This is a genomic window from Microbacterium sp. Ld4 (assembly GCF_045066555.1).
Taxonomy (GTDB): Bacteria; Actinomycetota; Actinomycetes; order Actinomycetales; family Microbacteriaceae; genus Microbacterium.
This window is the reverse complement of record NZ_JBISHE010000013.1, coordinates 99,200-115,661: the sequence shown is the minus strand read 5'-3', so window position 1 is coordinate 115,661 and position 16,462 is coordinate 99,200. Positions and strand designations below refer to the sequence as shown.

The following is a 16,462-nucleotide window of genomic DNA, read 5'->3' as shown; positions in this document are numbered from 1 at the left end:
TCGGCCCGAGCCCTCACGAGACGGAGATCAGCGAGCGCTGCCATCCCGACGAGCCATTGGGGGCGATCGGTGCGCGCTCCTGGATCTGCAGATCGCCGTTCTTGTTGACGGCGCGGACCGCGACGTAGTGGGTGCCCGGCGTGGCATCCCATTCCAGGACCCACTGCACCCAGGTGTCCTCGTTGATCGGCGTGGAGAGCTTCGCGGGCATCCATTCGCCGTTGTCGATGCTGACCTCGACGCGCTCGATCCCCACTGTCTGCGCCCACGCCACTCCGGCGAGAGGCACACGACCCGCCTGCACGGGCGAGCCGATCTTCGGGGTGTCCATGCGCGAGGCGAACTTGATGGGGGCCTCGGCGCTGTAGCCACGGGGAGTCCAGTAGGCCTCGTCGGCGTCGAACGTCGTGACCTTCAGCTCCGTCAGCCACTTCGTGGCGGAGACGTAGCCGTAGAGCCCCGGCACGACCATGCGCACGGGGAAGCCGTGCTCGGCGGGCAGCGGCTCGCCGTTCATCGCGACCGCGAGGATGGCATCGATCCCGTCGTCCGTGACCGCCGACAGCGGCGTGCTCGCCGTGTAGCCGTCGACACTGCGCGAGAGCAGCATGTCGGCGCCCGACTTCACGCCGGCCATCTTCAGCACCTCTCGCAGGGGCACGCCCTGCCAGATCGCGTTGCCGACGAGCTCGCCGCCCACCTCGTTCGAGACGCAGGTGAGCGTGATGGCGTACTCGTCGAGGCCCATGTCGAGGATGTCCTGGAACGTCAGCTCCACGCGCTGATCGACCATGCCGTCGATGACCAGTCGCCAGGTGTCGGGGTCGATGGTCGGAACGGTGAGGGCGGTGTCGACGCGGTAGAAATCGGCGTTCGGAGTGATCAGCGGGCTGATGCCCGGCACGTCGAGCTCGGCGCCCGACGGGATGGGCACGGTGGATTTCGGCGCCGGGAGCTTCAGCGCCCGGCGGATGGCGTCAGCCGACGACGTCGCGGCGCTCACGGCGCGCGCCGTGATCCCGACGACGACCGCCGAGGCACCCGCGATGACGGTCAGCGTGAAGAAGCGTCGCCGGTCGATCCTGCCGTCGCCCGAGGTGTCGTCGACGGATGCGCCCTGCGCAGCCGTCTTCCATGCGCGAAGGCGACGTGCCAGGAGAAGCAGCACGATCGCCGAGGCGACCGTTCCGAGGATCGGCGGGAGGTAGGCCAGCAGCGTCGCCTCGGCGCGCGTGACGATGGCCGCGCCGGAGAGGACGCCGGCGACCGCGAAAGCGATGACACCCAGAGGAGGGCGGAGATACTGCAGGACGCCCGCGAGAGCGGAGGCCACGGCGACGGCCAGGCCGAGCCCGGCGAGGAGGGCGATCTTGTCGTACTCGCCGAACGTCGTGATCGCGAATTCCTTCAGCGGACGCGGAACGATGTCGATGACGAACGAGCCCACCGCCAGGATCGGGCTCGCCGTCCTCGCGAAGATCAGCGCGCTCAGCTCTGCGATGGCCAGGAACACCAGCCCTGCGACCAGTCCCGTTACGGCCGCCCATACGGGGAACCGCCTACCCTTGCTCTGATTAGACATCACGCCTCCTACACAGTGTTCGGAGCGGACGGCTCGTCGGATGTCGGCCAGGTGAGGACGATGCCAGAGGCGCCGGAATCGACCACGTCGATCTCCCGCTGCGTCAGTCTCGCAGACAAGCCGACTTCTCCACGCTCGTGGACGCGCCCGAGCGCGCGTGATAAGGGGCCCTCGCAGGAGCGTCAAGGGGCTTCCTCGATTTGATCCGGGTAGGGCATCTCGTTACCGTCGAGTGCGGGCTTCGGCCCTCGACGACCAGTCCGCGGCCATTCGGCCCGACTCTCTGAGCATCGGCGACGAGTGGACGTATGGTCGACGGTCTGGGCTGGTGCACCCGATGTGCGCCGCTGGAGCGCCGCGCTCGATGTGTTCCCGAACGCTCGCGCAGCGCCTGTGACCGTCACCCGGGCGTAACCGATGCGGACGCGTGCGCCCGCCGAGGTGAGCACGTGACCACACCCGCTGTTGAAGCGAAGAATCTGTTCAAAGTATTCGGACGGAACCCGGCCGGGGCCGTCAAGCGACTCAGATCCGGTGAATCCCGCACCGATGTCGCGGATGCCGGAACCGCCGCCGTGATCGACGCGAGCTTCTCGGTCGAGCGGGGCGAGATCTTCGTGATCATGGGCCTTTCGGGCTCCGGCAAATCGACGATCATCCGCATGCTGAACGGCCTCCACGACGCCACCGGCGGATCGATCCTCGTGCAGGGCGATCCCATCACCGGCATCCCGGCCGCCAAGCTCCGCGGCATCCGCCGGGAACGCCTGGCCATGGTGTTCCAGCACTTCGCCCTCCTGCCGCACCGGACGGTCGCCGCGAACGTGGCCTACCCGCTCGAACTGCGCGGCGTCGGCAAGGCCGAGCGTCTCGCCAAGGCCGAGGAGATCCTCGCGCTCGTCGGGCTCGAGGGCTGGGGCGAGAAGCTCCCCTCGGCGCTGTCGGGCGGAATGCAGCAGCGCGTCGGCATCGCCCGCGCGCTCGCCGCCGACACCGACATTCTCCTGATGGACGAGGCGTTCAGCGCCCTCGACCCGCTCATCCGGCGCGAGATGCAGGAGCAGCTGCTCGAGCTGCAGCAGAAGCTGCAGAAGACGATCGTCTTCATCACGCACGATCTCAACGAGGCGATGTTCCTCGGAGACCGCATCGCGGTGATGCGCGACGGGCGCATCGTGCAGATCGGCACACCCGAGGACATCCTCACCGACCCGGCCAACGACTACGTCGAGCAGTTCGTGCAGGACGTCGACCGCGCCCGCGTGCTCACCGCCTCGAACGTGATGGAGCGCCCGAGCCCGGTCGTTCCCGACACGGCCGGCCCGCGCACCGCGCTCCGCACGATGCGCGACGCCCGGATGGCGGCGGTCTACGTGACCGATCGCGGTCGGCGGCTGCTCGGCATCGTGTCCGACCGCGACGCCCTCAAGCTGGTCCGCCGCGGCGAGACCTCGCTCGCGTCCGCGATCCGCCCCGTGCCGCAGGCCGTCAGCAAGGACGACGTGCTCATGGACCTCTTCGTGCCCGCTGCGGAGTCGCCGCTCGCCCTCGCCGTGACCGACGCGGAGAACCGGCTCGTCGGCGTCATCCCGCGCATCACGCTGCTGACCGCCCTCGGACCGCAGACCACCGAGACGACGGAGATCCCCGTGATCCTCGATCCCGTGCCCGAAGCGGTCATCGACGAAGCACTGGCGGTCGCCGCCACCGAAGACCTCGCCGGCGAGAAAGAGGGGGTCCGCTGATGGATGGGTTCCGCATCCCGGTCGGCGAATGGGCCGACGTCGCGGTCGACTGGATCCGCGACAATCTCGGCTGGCTCCTCGGCGGCATCGCCGCCGTGGTCGGCTGGCTCGTCGACTCGCTCGCCGATCTGCTCCTGAACGCGCCGATCGCCGTCGTCATCGTCCTGCTCGCCGCGGTCGGCTGGGCGCTCCGCTCCTGGCAGTTCGCGCTGGGCACGGTCATCACCTTCACGCTGATCCTCGGCATGGGGCAGTGGGTCACCTCGATGCAGACCCTCGCGCTCGTCCTCGTCGCCGCGGTCATCGCGGTCGCCATCGCGGTTCCCGTGGGCATCGCCGCGGCGCGCAACGATCGGCTGAGCGCCGCCGTCCGCCCGATCCTCGACCTCATGCAGAGCATGCCGGGCTTCGTCTATCTGATCCCCGCGATCGTGTTCTTCAGCATCGGCGTGGTGCCGGGTGTCGTCGCCACCGTCATCTTCGCGCTGCCCCCGGGCGTGCGTCTGACCGAGCTCGGCATCCGCGGTGTCGATTCCGAGACGGTCGAAGCGGGCCACGCGTTCGGCGCGACGCCCGCTCAGATCCTCCGAGGCGTCCAGCTCCCGCTGGCCATGCCGAGCATCATGGCGGGCATCAACCAGCTCATCATGCTGGCACTGTCGATGGCCGTCATCGCCGGCATCGCGGGCGCCGACGGTCTCGGCAAGGAGATCGTCCAGGCGATGTCCACCGTCAACATCGCGAAGGGTGTCGAGGCCGGCCTCAGCGTCGTCATCCTCGCCGTCTACCTCGACCGGCTCACCGCCGCGCTCGGAAACCTCCGCGGGCAGCGTTCGTCGCTGCTCGGGGAGATCGCACGTCGTCGCGCAGGCGCCGGCGCGGCCGCCCCGCGCGGCCTCGCACAGGTGTCCTGAGCACGATCCCCGCGGCGCGGCGACAGCTCGGTGCGCCGCGGGTCAGCACGATGCACCACCCCTTCATACGGAACCGACCAAGAGATACGGAAGTCACATGAACAAGCGCCACCTGACCACGATGATCGCCCTCGGGGCAGCAGCATCCCTCACCCTCGCCGGCTGCGCGAGCGGCAACCAGGCCGCCGGCGGATCGGGAGAGGGCGACGGCGACCTCGGCACCATCACGCTCGGCTACCTCCCCTCCTGGACCGACGGTCTGAGCACCGCGTACCTGCTCGAGGACCAGCTCGAGAAGATCGGCTACACGGTCGAGCTCGAGGAGCTCACCGAGGCCGGCCCGCTGTACACCGGACTCGCCCAGGGCGACGTCGACGTGTACCCGTCCGCCTGGCCCGAGCTCACCCACAAGTCCTACATGGACGAGTACGGCGACAAGATCGAGGACCTCGGCGCCTATTACGACAACGCCAAGCTGACGATCGCCGTCCCCGACTACGTCGACATCGACTCCATCGAGGACCTCGCCGCGAACGCCGACCGTTTCGGCGGCAAGATCTACGGCATCGAGCCGGGCGCCGGACTCACCAAGCAGACGCAGGAGTCGATGATCCCCGAGTACGAGCTCGGCGACTCGTACGAGCTCGTCACCTCGTCGACCGCCGCGATGCTCACCGAGCTCGACAGCGCGATCAGCGCGAAGAAGGACATGGTCGTCACCTCGTGGCGTCCGTTCTGGGCGAACGAGGCCTACGGCCTGAAGGACCTCGAAGACCCCCGTGGCGCCATGGGCGAGGCGGAGGCCCTGCACTTCCTGGGCACCGACGGCTTCGCGGCGGAGTTCCCCGAGGCGGCTGAGTTCATCAAGGGCATCAAGCTCGACGACGAGCAGTACGCGACCCTCGAGGACATGGTCGTGAACGAGTACGGCGAGGGCAAGGAAGCCGAGGCGGTCGACGCGTGGATCGAGGCCAACCCCGAGGCGTTCGACACCCTGATCACCGAGTAAGAACGGCGAACGGACGACGGGGGCTCGGCATCATGCCGGGCCCCCGTTCTCGTGCGCAGCGTCAGGTCCCGCGCGGGCTCACGCGTCAGGCGGAGTGAGCGGGTCGCGACGCGGGGCCGATGCGGGAAGCTCGCGCGCGACCTGCTTCTCGAGCAGCTCGACGGCGTCGTCGGAGAGCGCGATGAGACCGTCGATCTCCTCGCGCACCCGCTCGTAGGCGAGGTGGCGTTCGGCGGGGGTGGCGGCGGTGTCGGTGGCGACGGCGAGCAGACGGGATGCCGTCGCGAGACGTTTGCGCTCGGCGGTGCTGAAGCCGCTGTCCCGCACCCGGCGCGCGTCGCGCTCGGCGAGGTCGAATGCGACCTCGAAGTCGGTGACGGCGGCGCGGTAGTCGGCGATCTGCTCGGCGGTGGGTGCCTCGCCGTCGGCGGGACGGGCGCGGTCGGCGACCTTCTTCGCGCGGAGGAACGCCGCCGTCAGCGGTTCGCGGCCGTCGCTCATGGACGGGAAGGCGATGAGCTTGGCGACGTCGAGTTCATAGTCGAGCCAGCGCTTGGTGACGTCGTCGTGAACCGTCCGGAGGTCGTCGGCCTGCGTGCTGAACGAGCGCGCCGGCGCCCCGGCGGCCTCGACGGCAGCCGACGCGCCGATCCCGTGTTTCGCGGCCGAACGGGCGGCGGCGAGCTCGGCTTTCGCCTTCATCACCTCGAGGCGCTGCTTGTGCCGCCGCTTCGATGCGCTCGCCCACGAGCCGCTCCCGGCGGAGAGCAGACCGAACGCGGGGAAGATCAGCCACCAGTAGTTGCCCGCGAAGGCCCAGAATCCGTCCACGCGTCCACACTAGGGCCGGGCGTCGTCGTCGCGATGCTCGGTGCGCGAGGGCACAGGCCAGATCGGCCGGCGCGGCGCGGCATCCTGGCCCGCATCGCCCGTGCGCCGGCGTCCGCCGCGATGGGAATCGAGAGCGGATGCCGCCGACTCGGCCGCACGCGCGAGACCGTCGGCCGAGCGGGTGATCGCCTCGGTCGCGGCGATCGTCCACCGCTGGCCGATCGACGGCGGGGGCGGCGGCGCGTCGTCGGGTCGGTGTCCGGCCAGCCGCCAGGCCTCCTGCTCGGCGGCCTCGAACGCCCGTCGGGCGTCGTCGACGGCCGCGCGGTACGCCGCGAACTCCGCGGGCGTGACGCGAGCGGTCGCCGTCGCCGGACGACGCTCGCGCGCGACGGCTTCGAGGCGGAGGAACTCGGCGGTCGCGGGCACGCGCACATCGCTCATCGCGGGAAAGGCGAGGTGGCGGGCGGCATCCGTCTCGTACGCCATCCAGCGGGCGGCGTTCGCGTCGTGCGCGGCCATGAGCCTGGCGAGCGGGAGGTGGGCGGTGTCGGTGCCGCGCGCGGGCACCGTGGCCCGCTCGGCGCCGATGCGCGCACGCGCGACCCGGATGGTCGCGGTGCTCGCGGCACGCGTGCGCTGGGCGGCGTCGAGCGCGCGCCGCGCGGTGCGGACGTCTTCGGCGCTCGCCCTGCCGGCGGCGCGCTCCGCTTCGGCGCGGCTCACCTCGGCCTGTGCGACCCGGGCGGCGGCACGCGCTCCCTGGCTCTCGGCGCGGGCCTGTTGCAGTTCGAGGCGGGCCGAGGCGACGCCGAGCCGCCGGGCGCGCGTCGACCGGCTGCGGCGGACGCCGAGGAGACCCGCCGCGCCGGCCCCCGCTGCGGCGGGTGCGACCCACCAGAACTCCGCCACCGCGGCTCCGATCGCGACGACCCAGAGCTGCATGCCGCCCATGCTAGCCGCCGTGACCGTGGACGCTCACGGGAACGGTGCGATCAGGCATCCGTCTCAGCCGATCGCGCGCGACGCCGAGAACCGCGTCACGAACCCCGGATGCCGCGGCGGCATCGCCAAGACAGAGTCGGGCGCCCGCTCGGCGAGGCCGGGGAACCCCGCCTCCGCCACGAGGTCGTCATCGAGCGCATCGAGCTGCGCGTCGTGCAGCGGCCACGGCTCGTGCTCGTTCGCCGCCCAGATCGTGCGCCCCAGATGACGCTCGTGGAATCCCCACCGGGCCGTGAGGAAGCGGCTGAGCGGCGTATCGACCGGCTCGGTGCCCACCGTGACCCGCAGGGCCGTCGAGCGCCTCGATCGGCCGTGCCGCCGAGAGGCGAACGAGACCGCGTCGCCGTCGACCTCTCGGGTGGCCCGCGCCCAGCGGTAGGGCAGGCCGAACAGCGCGCGGGCGCCGAGCACCGGGAGGAGGTGCTCGGCCTCGAGCGTGCGGAAGACGACGCCGCGCCGGCCGTCGGCGTCGACGGCGTAGGTGCGCACGTTGATCTCGACGAAGGAGCCGACGAGCGGAACAGGCCGGAGCGGGAGGAACCGGAACTCGCTCAGCACGAACGGCACGAGCCCGATCCACGCCGATCCGTCGAACTCGTCGGGACGGGTTCCTGCGGGGAGGAGCGGGGCCACGAGCGCGGGGTCGACGCGCCAGTGCACGAAGCAGGCGCTGCTCCAGCGCTGCGAGATCACCGCGCGCCCGGGCAGGGACGGCGCGGTGGGCTCCATGCGGCTCCTCGTCCTCAGCCGAAGAGGAGGGTGAGCACAGTGGCCCCGCCGCCGACGAGGACCATCGAGATGATGACGACCCACGCGATCACGCGGGTACGGGCACGCCGCCGTCCGGCGAAGTCGGCGTATTCCGGATCGTCGGTCACGCGCGCACCTCGTCGATGACGGGCCCGAACGCGGCGGGGAGCGTCGCCTTCGAGATGCCGCGCATCTCGGGGACCGTGAGGGTGAACACGTCCTGCACCTCGAGCGCAGCGGCCTCGCCCTCGGCAGCCGGATCCGTGACGCCGATGCGGAGCACCGGGTAGCCGCGGCCTTCGCAGAGACCGCGGAACTTCACGTCCTCCTCGCGGGGGACCGAGACGATGATGCGGCCGGTCGACTCGCTGAACAGTGCCGTGGCGGCATCCACTCCGTCGCGTTCCATGATCTCGCGCAGCCACACCCGCGCGCCGATGCCGAAGCGGGTGACCGATTCGGCGAGGGCCTGGCCCAGGCCGCCCGCGGAGAGGTCGTGCGCGCTCGAGACGAGGCCCTGCTGCGCCGCCGACTGGATCAGCTCGGCGAGCGTGCGCTCGGCGGCCAGGTCCACTTTGGGGGGACGACCACCCAGGTGGTCGTGGATCGTGCCCGCCCACGCCGACCCGTCGAGCTCGAGGGCGGTCGTGCCGAGCAGGTAGATGTTCTCGCCCGCGTCCTGCCAGCCGCTCGGGATGCGGCGGGCGACGTCATCGATGATGCCGAGCACACCGACGACAGGGGTCGGGAAGATGGGCTGGTCACCGGTCTGGTTGTAGAAGCTGACGTTGCCGCCCGTGACGGGAACGCCGAGCGCGAGGCATCCGTCGGCGAGACCGTCGACAGCCTGACCGAACTGCCACATGACCTCGGGGTTCTCGGGGCTGCCGAAGTTGAGGCAGTCCGTGACGGCCGTGGGCACGGCGCCCGTGACGGCGACGTTGCGGTAGGCCTCGGCGAGGGCGAGCTGTGCACCCGCGTAGGGGTCGAGCTGGCAGTAGCGGCCGTTGCAGTCGGTGGCGATCGCGAAGCCGAGGCCCGACTCCTCGTCGACGCGGATCATGCCGGCGTCGTCGGGGAAGCTCAGGGCGGTGTTGCCCATGACGTAGTAGTCGTACTGGTTCGTGATCCACGACGGGTCGGCGAGGTTCGCGCTGCCGAGGAGCTGCACGAACTGGTCGCGGAGCACGGCCGGGTCGTCGCTGCGCTCGAGGCGCGCGGCGGAGTCGGCGTTGAGGGCGTCGATCCAGGTCGGGTAGGCGACGGGGCGCTCGTACACCGGGCCGTCGACCGCGACGGTCGAGGGGTCGACGTCGACGATCTGCTCGCCGTGCCAGAAGATCTGCAGGCGGCCGTCGCCGGTCACCTCGCCGAGCACGCTGGTCTCGACGTCCCACTTGCCGACGACCTCGAGGAAGGCGTCGAGCTTCTCGGGAGCGACGATGGCCATCATCCGCTCCTGGCTCTCGCTCATGAGGATCTCTTCGGGCGTGAGCGACGGGTCGCGGAGGAGGACGTTCTCCAGGTCGACGCGCATGCCCGAGCCGCCGTTGGCGGCCAGCTCGCTCGTCGCGCACGAGATGCCGGCGGCGCCGAGGTCCTGGATCGCCTCGACCAGCTCGCCCTTATAGAGCTCGAGGCAGCACTCGATGAGCACCTTCTCGGCGAAGGGGTCGCCGACCTGGACGGCCGGGCGCTTCGTCGGGCCGCCGTCGGCGAAGGTGTCGGAGGCGAGGATCGACGCGCCGCCGATGCCGTCACCACCGGTGCGCGCCCCGAACAGGACGACCTTGTTGCCGGCGCCGGTCGCGTTCGCGAGCTTGATGTCCTCGTGGCGCATGACGCCGACAGCGAGCGCGTTGACGAGCGGGTTGCCCTGGTAGACCGAGTCGAAGACGGTCTCACCGCCGATGTTCGGCAGGCCGAGGCAGTTGCCGTAGAAGCTGATGCCGCTCACGACGCCGTGCACGACGCGCGCCGTGTCGGGGTGGTCGATGGCGCCGAAGCGGAGCTGGTCCATGACGGCGACGGGGCGGGCGCCCATCGAGATGATGTCGCGGACGATGCCGCCGACGCCGGTCGCGGCGCCCTGGAAGGGCTCGATGTAGCTCGGGTGGTTGTGCGACTCGACCTTGAAGGTCACCGCCCAGCCCTCGCCGACGTCGACGACACCGGCGTTCTGGCCCATGCCGACCATGAGGCGCTCGCGCATCTCGTCGCTGACCTTGTCGCCGAAGCGGCGCAGGTAGATCTTCGACGACTTGTACGAGCAGTGCTCGCTCCACATGACGGAGTACATGGCCAGTTCGCCCGACGTGGGGCGGCGGCCGAGGATCTCGCGGATCCGGTCGTACTCGTCTGCCTTGAGACCGAGCGCCGCGTACGGCTGCTCCCTCTCCGGCGTGGCGACGGCGTTCTCGACGGAATCTGCGACAGAAGAGGGGGTGCTCACGCGGCTGGGCTCCAAGACTCGGGATGCCGGGGGTCGCCCCCATCCTACCGACGGGCCCGATGCGCGACGGTCAGCCGCGAGCCCGGTGCGCTACGCCTCCTGAGGTTCGTCGTCCGTAGAGACCGTCTCGGACTCGACGATGCCGATGCCGACGGCGTGGTGGCTGGGCTCCTCGTCCTTCTTCTCAGGTGCCTTGGGCTCCTCGCCCGGCTCCTTCGCGACGCTGGGCTCTTCGAGCTCCTCGGTGTCGGGCATCTCTTCGGGGTCGTGCTGCTGCTCGTTCTCAGCCATGGTGGCTCCTTCCGTTGGACTCCACCCTCGCTCGCCGAAGGCGGGGCGGCCACGGTCTTGACGCCGGCCCGCGGCGCCGGTACCGCGCCTACGATGGGGCCGTGGCGGAGGTGGACCCGGTCGAGCAGCTCGAGCGTCGACAGCGCGAACTCGCCGGAATGCTCGGCCGTCTCGACGCCGACGACGCGTCACTGCGCGCCGATCGGGCCGATGCGACCGCCGACGACGAGCACGACCCGGAGGGGTCGACCCTGTCGGGGGAGTGGCAGCGGGTGTCGGCGGTCCAGGCATCCACCCGCCGTGAGCTCCGCGAGGTGCAGGACGCGCTCGCTCGCGTGGCGGCCGGAACCTACGGTGTCTGCGCGGGCTGCGGCCGCGCGATCCCCGCAGGCCGGCTCGAGGCGCGGCCGCAGTCGACCCTCTGTGTGGAGTGCGCCTCGCGGCTCTGATCAGGGCCCTAGGCTGAGGCCCATCCTCCGGCAGAAAGAAGCCCTCATGTCGAGCTCCGCACAGATCGCCGCCACTCTGACCACCCCCGAAGGCTTCCTCGCGGCCACGGACCAGCCGCGCGTCTTCGGGGCGAAGAAGCAAGCCCGAGTCGCCTTCGACCTCTGGGAACGAGCCGACGAACGCTACGTCGGCGCGTATCGAGGGTTCCCGGCGCCAGGAGGAAAGGGCACCGGGTTCGTCATCCGCGTCTTCTGGGACCCGGCGAAGACGACGCCGGACCTCGATGCCATCCAACTCGCGATCGACACCGCGCTCCCGGTCGATCTCATACAGGCCGATGAGAAAGCCACCTACCGGGATCGGGACAAGAAGCAGACCGTGTTCTTCTGCTGGCAGGGCATGAGCTCGCGCCCTCTCTCGCAGTGGTTCCTGGAGCGCTTCGGGGTGAGCGCCTGCGCGACGCAGCTCTTCGACCGCTCCGACCTCACACAGAACGTGGCGGTCGTGGCGATCGAGAACGGCACCGATCACCTCTGGACGCTCACCGGCGGTGAGTGACTCGCCCGCCGGGGGAGGGGATTCCCCACCGGCCGGCCACCGCGCGAGACGCGCGCTTCTCGGCATGCTCTCGTGGCTGGCCACCGGCGTGGCGGTCCTCGCCATCGTCGTCGTGCTCGCCGAGCCGGCGGGTGCGCTGTCGGATGCGGCGCGACTGGCCCTCGGCCTGTGTCTCGGCGTCGGAACGCTCGTCCTGGTGGTGACGCCGGTGGTCTACGTGATCGCGCGTGCCCGGAATCGCCGGTCGACGACCGCCGGCGGTCCGCTCCCCGACGCGCCCCGCAGCCGTGCCGTGCAACGTGCCGCCGGGTCTCTGCTCGCCCGAGGGGGTGCCTTCGCGCCGCCGGATGACACGGTGCGCCGCATCGTGCTGACGGACCGGGTTCAGCTCACCGCCGCGGCGCTCGCCGACATCGACGACCGGCGCGATGCGCTCTCCTTCATCTGGGCCGTTCGCCCCTCGCAGCCGAGCGGATTCGGCGACTCGGCACAGTTCCGCACTCTGCCGCCCTGGGCTCAGGATGCCGTGATCCTCCTCGACCTCCGGAGGGACATCCAGGTGCGCGGAGCGGATGCGGCGTTCCGTTCCGCGCCCGGTTTCTACGCTCAGCCCTTCGACCGCATCGTGGACGCCGCCCGCCGCACCGCGAACACCGAGCTCGAGGGCGCGCTCGAGCGAGCCCGGCAGGCGGTGGTCGCGCCGGCAGGCACCACGACGACCGGCCCGCACGACGCGACCATCGCCGTTCAGCGCGTCCGTGATCTTCTCGACGACGAGGACGTCTGGGCACGGGTGCTCGCGGGCGCGAACTGAACGCCCGAAGGTCTTGACGCGGCGACCCCCCGGGTCTAACGTGCAACCAAATGGTTGTACAAAGATCCTCCCCGCAGAACGGCCTCACCGATGAGCAGATCGACCGCGTCTTCCACGCTCTCGCCGCCGCCACCCGACGAGACATCCTCCGCCGCACGCTCGACCGCGAGCAGTCCGTCTCCGCGCTCGCCGCGGACTACGACATGTCGTTCGCAGCCGTGCAGAAGCACGTCGCCGTGCTCGAGGCGGCCGAGCTCATCGTCAAGCGTGCCGAGGGCCGTGAGCGGCTCGTGCGGGCGGACCCGGCGATGATCGCTAGGGCCCGGGCCCTGCTCGCCCGGTACGAAGACCTCTGGCGGGCGCGCGTCGACCGCCTCGACGACCTGCTCGCCTCGCCCGAAGGCTGACTCCCACCCCGCACATCGACGACGCACACCACCTGGACCCACGAAGGAGAACGACATGCCTGTGACCGACATCACCACCGACGCCGAGACGCTCACCATGACCCTCACCGCGGAGGTCGACGCGCCCGTCGACCGGCTGTGGCGCGCGTTCACGACACCGAGCCAGCTCGAGCGCTTCTGGGGCCCTCCCGGCTGGCCGGCCGTCTTCACCGCCTTCGATTTCACCGTCGGCGGCGAGGCGCACTATGCGATGACCAGCCCGCAGGGCGAGACGTCGCGCGGACGCTGGGAGTTCCTCGCGATCGACGACGGCGTGAGCTTCGAAGTCCTCGACGCCTTCGCCGATGAGAACGGCGAGCCGATGGCCGAGTTTCCGGCCATGCGCATGGTGTTCACATTCGCGGCGACCGAGACCGGCTCGCGCATGTCGAACATCACCTTCTTCACCTCGGCCGAAGCCCTCGAGCAGGTCGTCGCGATGGGGGCCGTCGAAGGCTCGCGCATGGCGATGGCGCAGCTCGACGCCGTGCTCCGCGACCTCCGCGACTACTCGCGGGGAGCGGGCACCCAGGTCGAACTCCTCGACGACACGCACGTGCGCATCACGCGCCTCATCGACGGCCCCCGCGACCTGGTGTGGCAGGCGCACCACGACGCGGAGCTGATGAAGAAGTGGATGCTGGGCCCCGACGGCTGGTCGATGACGACGGTCGAACCCGCGACCGAAGCGGGTCAGTCGTACCGGTACGCGTGGGAGCAGGACGGCAACCCCGACACGGCGTTCGGGTTCGAGGGCGAGTCCCTCCAGGTCGATGCGCCTCGACGGTCGGTGAGCACCGAGAAGATGTCGGGCACCGACGGTCCGTCGACGATCAACGACCTGCAGCTCTACGAGGAGGACGGCATGACGCTGTTGACCCTGCTCATCGAGTACCCCGACAAGGAGACGCGCGACATGATCCTCGCCACCGGGATGACCGACGGCATGGAGACGTCCTACGCACGGCTCGAACAGGAAGTGCTCGCCGCCGCGTGAGCCTGCGGCGGGCGGCTCGGCGCCGCTCGCCACACCTCGCGGTCGCCGCTCAGGCGCGGGCGAGCGCGTCTTCGAGCGCGACCCAGGCGAGCATGGCGCACTTCACGCGCGCCGAGAACTTCGAGACGCCCGAGAGCGCTGCAGCGTCGGCGTAGGTCTCCTCGTCGAGCGGAATCGTCCCGCGTGAGCGCAGCGCCTCGCGGAAGCCGTCGATGAGGTGCGTCGCGTCGGCACGGGCGAGGCCGGTGTCGCCGCCGTCCTCCTCGATGAGCGCCGCGAGCATCGACGCGGACGCCTGCGAGATCGAGCATCCCGAGCCCTCCCAGGAGAGGTCGACGATCCGTTCGCCGGCGTCGTCGACACGCACCCGCAGGGTGATGTCGTCGCCGCACATCGGGTTGTGCTGGTGCGAGCTCGCGCTCCGCCCCTCCTCGGGCGACAGGCCCTGACCGTGGGGGTGCTTGGAGTGGTCGAGGATCAGGTCTTGGTACAGCGAATCGAGGCCGCTCATGCGTTCACTCCGAAGTAGGACCGGATGCCGCTGACGGCATCGAGGAAGGTGTCGATGTCGGCATCCGTCGTGTAGAGCGCAGCCGATGCCCGGACGGATGCCGTCATGCCGAAGCGCGTGTGGAGAGGCGCCGCGCAGTGGTGACCGACGCGGACCGCCACGCCCTGCGCGTCGAGGAACTGTCCGGCGTCGTGCGCGTGCACGCCGTCGACGTCGAACGCCCAGACCCCGACCCGCTCGGCGCCGGGCGCGTCGCCCAGGAGGCGGATGCCGGGGATCTCGACGAGCCCTTCGCGCATGCGCGCGGCGAGCCGGGCCTCGTGGGCGTGGATCGCCTCGAGCCCGACTCCCTCGAGGTACTGCACGGCGGCGGCGAGACCGACGGCCGGGCCGACGGGCTGCGTGCCCGCCTCGAACCGCTGCGGCGGCGGCAGGTAGCCCGCCTCGTGGAGGGTGACCGTCGTGATCATCGATCCGCCCGTCAAGAACGGGGGCAGCGCCTCGAGCACCTCGCGGCGGCCGTAGAGGCCGCCGACGCCGTAGGGGCCGAGCATCTTGTGTCCGCTGAAGACGGCGAGGTCGACCCCGAGCGCCGGCAGGTCGAGTCGCATGTGCGGCGCGGACTGGCACGCGTCGAGCACGGTCAGGGCGCCGACCGCCTGGGCGAGGGCGACGATCTCCCGCACCGGGTTCACGATGCCGAGGACGTTCGACACGTGCGAGAACGCGACGATGCGGGTGCGCTCGCCGATGAGTGCCGCCGCGGCATCCATGTCGAACGTGCCGTCGTCGTGCACGGGGATGTGGCGCAGCACGGCGCCGGTGCGCGCCGCGAGCTCCTGCCACGGGATCAGGTTGGCGTGGTGCTCGATCTCAGTCGTGACGATCTCATCACCCGGTGTCAGCGCGAACCGAGCGGATGCCGGTGCCCCCCGGCCTATCGACGCGTTGCCGATCGCGTAGGCGACCAGGTTGAGGCCCTGGGTCGCTCCGCTCGTCCAGACGAGGTCGTCGGGCCGGGCGCCCACGAAGCGCGCGACGGCGGCCCGAGCGTCCTCGAACGCGTCGGTCGCCTCAGCCGCGAGGGTGTGCGCGCCACGATGCACGGCCGCGTTGCTGCGGGTGAGGAAGTCGTACTCGGCCTGCAGCACCTGGCGCGGCTTCTGGCTCGTGGCGGCGGAGTCGAGGTAGACGAGCGGGTGCCCGTTCACCTCCTGCTGAAGGATGGGGAAATCCGCTCGGATCGCGGCCGCGTCGAGAGTCGCAGGGAGAGCAGGAGAAGTCATCCTCCTAGGCTACGCCGGTGCGGGAACCCGAGGTCGGTCAGAGCTCCGAGTAAGGCCGGTAGGTGATCGTGGTGACCTCCTCGGTCCCGGGGTCGGTGTCTACCCAGGCCGAGTACTCGTAGGCCAGATCGTCGGCGGGGCGCTGCCGTTCGGTGGCGAAGAAGAAGCGCGGACCGTTGCTCGCGGTGGGCTCGTTCTCTTCATCGGGGCCGAGCGCGCGCACCTCGTCGGCGCTCAGCCCGATCGCCAGATCGAACTCAGGGGTCACCGTGACCGCGCCCGTCGAGTTGCTCGTCAGGATGACGTACGAGGGCACGAAGTACTCCGCCCGCGCCTTGCCCCCCTCGCTCGGGATCATGTCGAGGAACTGGAACCCGCCCCAGCTGTAAGACGAGTAGTCGGGGAAGTGCGTCCCGTCGCCCTCCACCACGCCCTCCTCCGGCGCGTCGCCGAACGCGGCCGTCAGCGCCTCGACCGCGGGCGCCGCGTCGTCGGGCCACTCGTACGCGAAGATCGTCGACCCGTCATCGGCCACGATGTCGAAGCCGAGGGCGTCCACCGTGACGTTGCTCGCCGCGGCGGCTCCCGTTGAAGACGGGGTGGGCGTCGGTGTGGGTGTGGAACTCGGAGTGGCGGCCGGTGACGAGGGCGCGGCTGACGGGGTCGGAGACGTCGGAGCGGCGGCCGGACCGCCCGGCCGCCCGAGGAGCATGATGCCCGCGACGATGGCCGCGATCACCAGAACCGCGGCCACGATCAGCAGGGGGATCAGGGCTTTCGGGCGTTCGGAGGCAGGCATGGCGCCATTGTGCCAGAGCGAC

General features: G+C 70.6%; 18 protein-coding genes. 8 read left to right on the top strand and 10 right to left on the bottom strand.

Annotated features, from left to right (window positions below):
• Nucleotides 1-13: 13 nt before the first annotated feature.
• Nucleotides 14-1,582 (bottom strand): molybdopterin-dependent oxidoreductase, encoded by a 1,569-nt coding sequence (locus ACJJV7_RS11155; protein ID WP_405374714.1) that lies wholly within the window; start codon nt 1,580-1,582, stop codon nt 14-16.
• Between the two features lie 449 nt (nt 1,583-2,031).
• Here ACJJV7_RS11155 and ACJJV7_RS11150 point away from each other — a divergent pair, with 449 nt between their 5' ends.
• The 3 genes from ACJJV7_RS11150 (at nt 2,032) to ACJJV7_RS11140 (ending at nt 5,250) form a co-directional block, all read left to right on the top strand.
• A complete protein-coding gene (locus tag ACJJV7_RS11150; RefSeq protein WP_405374715.1) occupies nt 2,032-3,327 on the top strand; it encodes a glycine betaine/L-proline ABC transporter ATP-binding protein in 1,296 nt (431 codons plus the stop codon).
• A complete protein-coding gene (locus ACJJV7_RS11145) occupies nt 3,327-4,241 on the top strand; it encodes an ABC transporter permease (RefSeq protein WP_405374717.1) in 915 nt (304 codons plus the stop codon). The genes ACJJV7_RS11150 and ACJJV7_RS11145 overlap by 1 nt, the downstream gene beginning before the upstream one ends.
• 97 nt (nt 4,242-4,338) lie before the next feature.
• A complete protein-coding gene (locus ACJJV7_RS11140; protein WP_405374719.1) occupies nt 4,339-5,250 on the top strand; it encodes a glycine betaine ABC transporter substrate-binding protein in 912 nt (303 codons plus the stop codon).
• 78 nt (nt 5,251-5,328) lie between these two features.
• On the opposite strand, the gene ACJJV7_RS11135 is transcribed toward ACJJV7_RS11140, so the two are convergent.
• From ACJJV7_RS11135 to ACJJV7_RS11110, 6 genes are all read right to left on the bottom strand, one after another.
• Nucleotides 5,329-6,081 carry a hypothetical protein gene (locus tag ACJJV7_RS11135; RefSeq protein WP_405374720.1) on the bottom strand — a complete coding sequence of 251 codons (753 nt, stop codon included), beginning with the start codon at nt 6,079-6,081 and terminating at the stop codon, nt 5,329-5,331.
• 9 nt (nt 6,082-6,090) lie between these two features.
• Complete coding sequence (locus ACJJV7_RS11130; RefSeq protein WP_405374722.1) at nt 6,091-7,026, bottom strand: hypothetical protein; 936 nt, start codon at nt 7,024-7,026, stop codon at nt 6,091-6,093.
• 63 nt (nt 7,027-7,089) lie between these two features.
• Nucleotides 7,090-7,815: a YqjF family protein gene (locus ACJJV7_RS11125; protein WP_405374724.1), complete on the bottom strand. Its 726-nt coding sequence runs from the start codon at nt 7,813-7,815 to the stop codon at nt 7,090-7,092.
• 14 nt (nt 7,816-7,829) lie between these two features.
• Nucleotides 7,830-7,964, bottom strand: a complete 135-nt coding sequence (locus ACJJV7_RS11120) for a hypothetical protein (RefSeq protein ID WP_405374726.1) — start codon at nt 7,962-7,964, stop codon at nt 7,830-7,832.
• Nucleotides 7,961-10,288 carry a phosphoribosylformylglycinamidine synthase subunit PurL gene (purL, locus tag ACJJV7_RS11115; protein ID WP_405374727.1) on the bottom strand — a complete coding sequence of 776 codons (2,328 nt, stop codon included), beginning with the start codon at nt 10,286-10,288 and terminating at the stop codon, nt 7,961-7,963. The genes ACJJV7_RS11120 and purL overlap by 4 nt, the downstream gene beginning before the upstream one ends.
• Before the next feature lie 90 nt (nt 10,289-10,378).
• Entirely contained in the window at nt 10,379-10,579 is a 201-nt protein-coding gene (locus ACJJV7_RS11110) for a hypothetical protein (RefSeq protein WP_405374729.1), read from the bottom strand.
• A 110-nt stretch (nt 10,580-10,689) separates the two neighbouring features.
• Here ACJJV7_RS11110 and ACJJV7_RS11105 point away from each other — a divergent pair, with 110 nt between their 5' ends.
• From ACJJV7_RS11105 to ACJJV7_RS11085, 5 genes are all read left to right on the top strand, one after another.
• Nucleotides 10,690-11,028 (top strand): TraR/DksA family transcriptional regulator, encoded by a 339-nt coding sequence (locus ACJJV7_RS11105; RefSeq protein WP_405374955.1) that lies wholly within the window; start codon nt 10,690-10,692, stop codon nt 11,026-11,028.
• Between the two features lie 46 nt (nt 11,029-11,074).
• Nucleotides 11,075-11,587, top strand: coding sequence for a hypothetical protein (locus tag ACJJV7_RS11100; RefSeq protein ID WP_405374731.1), 513 nt, complete (start codon nt 11,075-11,077; stop codon nt 11,585-11,587).
• Between the two features lie 64 nt (nt 11,588-11,651).
• On the top strand, nt 11,652-12,401 hold the full coding sequence (locus tag ACJJV7_RS11095; protein ID WP_405374733.1) for a hypothetical protein: 750 nt from the start codon (nt 11,652-11,654) through the stop codon (nt 12,399-12,401).
• Between the two features lie 50 nt (nt 12,402-12,451).
• Nucleotides 12,452-12,808: an ArsR/SmtB family transcription factor gene (locus ACJJV7_RS11090; RefSeq protein WP_405374735.1), complete on the top strand. Its 357-nt coding sequence runs from the start codon at nt 12,452-12,454 to the stop codon at nt 12,806-12,808.
• A gap of 55 nt (nt 12,809-12,863) precedes the next feature.
• On the top strand, nt 12,864-13,844 hold the full coding sequence (locus tag ACJJV7_RS11085; protein ID WP_405374736.1) for an SRPBCC domain-containing protein: 981 nt from the start codon (nt 12,864-12,866) through the stop codon (nt 13,842-13,844).
• Between the two features lie 49 nt (nt 13,845-13,893).
• Here the strand turns inward: ACJJV7_RS11085 and sufU are convergent, their stop codons facing one another.
• The 3 genes from sufU to ACJJV7_RS11070 are packed head-to-tail and all read right to left on the bottom strand — an operon-like array spanning nt 13,894 to nt 16,440.
• On the bottom strand, nt 13,894-14,355 hold the full coding sequence (gene sufU, locus ACJJV7_RS11080; RefSeq protein WP_405374739.1) for a Fe-S cluster assembly sulfur transfer protein SufU: 462 nt from the start codon (nt 14,353-14,355) through the stop codon (nt 13,894-13,896).
• On the bottom strand, nt 14,352-15,641 hold the full coding sequence (locus ACJJV7_RS11075) for a SufS family cysteine desulfurase (protein WP_405374741.1): 1,290 nt from the start codon (nt 15,639-15,641) through the stop codon (nt 14,352-14,354). The genes sufU and ACJJV7_RS11075 overlap by 4 nt, the downstream gene beginning before the upstream one ends.
• A gap of 37 nt (nt 15,642-15,678) precedes the next feature.
• The gene (locus tag ACJJV7_RS11070) at nt 15,679-16,440 is read right to left on the bottom strand and encodes a hypothetical protein (RefSeq protein ID WP_405374742.1); all 762 of its coding nucleotides are present in this window, start codon (nt 16,438-16,440) and stop codon (nt 15,679-15,681) included.
• Between the last annotated feature and the right edge of the window lie 22 nt (nt 16,441-16,462).

What these genes read in the sequence shown, in the direction of transcription:
- ACJJV7_RS11155 (WP_405374714.1), bottom strand. Translation starts at nt 1,582, where the DNA reads ATGTCTAATCAGAGCAAGGGTAGGCGGTTCCCCGTATGGGCGGCCGTA.
- ACJJV7_RS11145 (WP_405374717.1), top strand. Translation starts at nt 3,327, where the DNA reads ATGGATGGGTTCCGCATCCCGGTCGGCGAATGGGCCGACGTCGCGGTC.
- ACJJV7_RS11140 (WP_405374719.1), top strand. Translation starts at nt 4,339, where the DNA reads ATGAACAAGCGCCACCTGACCACGATGATCGCCCTCGGGGCAGCAGCA.
- ACJJV7_RS11130 (WP_405374722.1), bottom strand. Translation starts at nt 7,026, where the DNA reads ATGCAGCTCTGGGTCGTCGCGATCGGAGCCGCGGTGGCGGAGTTCTGG.
- ACJJV7_RS11125 (WP_405374724.1), bottom strand. Translation starts at nt 7,815, where the DNA reads ATGGAGCCCACCGCGCCGTCCCTGCCCGGGCGCGCGGTGATCTCGCAG.
- ACJJV7_RS11110 (WP_405374729.1), bottom strand. Translation starts at nt 10,579, where the DNA reads ATGGCTGAGAACGAGCAGCAGCACGACCCCGAAGAGATGCCCGACACC.
- ACJJV7_RS11100 (WP_405374731.1), top strand. Translation starts at nt 11,075, where the DNA reads ATGTCGAGCTCCGCACAGATCGCCGCCACTCTGACCACCCCCGAAGGC.
- ACJJV7_RS11095 (WP_405374733.1), top strand. Translation starts at nt 11,652, where the DNA reads ATGCTCTCGTGGCTGGCCACCGGCGTGGCGGTCCTCGCCATCGTCGTC.
- ACJJV7_RS11090 (WP_405374735.1), top strand. Translation starts at nt 12,452, where the DNA reads ATGGTTGTACAAAGATCCTCCCCGCAGAACGGCCTCACCGATGAGCAG.
- ACJJV7_RS11085 (WP_405374736.1), top strand. Translation starts at nt 12,864, where the DNA reads ATGCCTGTGACCGACATCACCACCGACGCCGAGACGCTCACCATGACC.
- sufU (WP_405374739.1), bottom strand. Translation starts at nt 14,355, where the DNA reads ATGAGCGGCCTCGATTCGCTGTACCAAGACCTGATCCTCGACCACTCC.
- ACJJV7_RS11075 (WP_405374741.1), bottom strand. Translation starts at nt 15,641, where the DNA reads ATGACTTCTCCTGCTCTCCCTGCGACTCTCGACGCGGCCGCGATCCGA.
- ACJJV7_RS11070 (WP_405374742.1), bottom strand. Translation starts at nt 16,440, where the DNA reads ATGCCTGCCTCCGAACGCCCGAAAGCCCTGATCCCCCTGCTGATCGTG.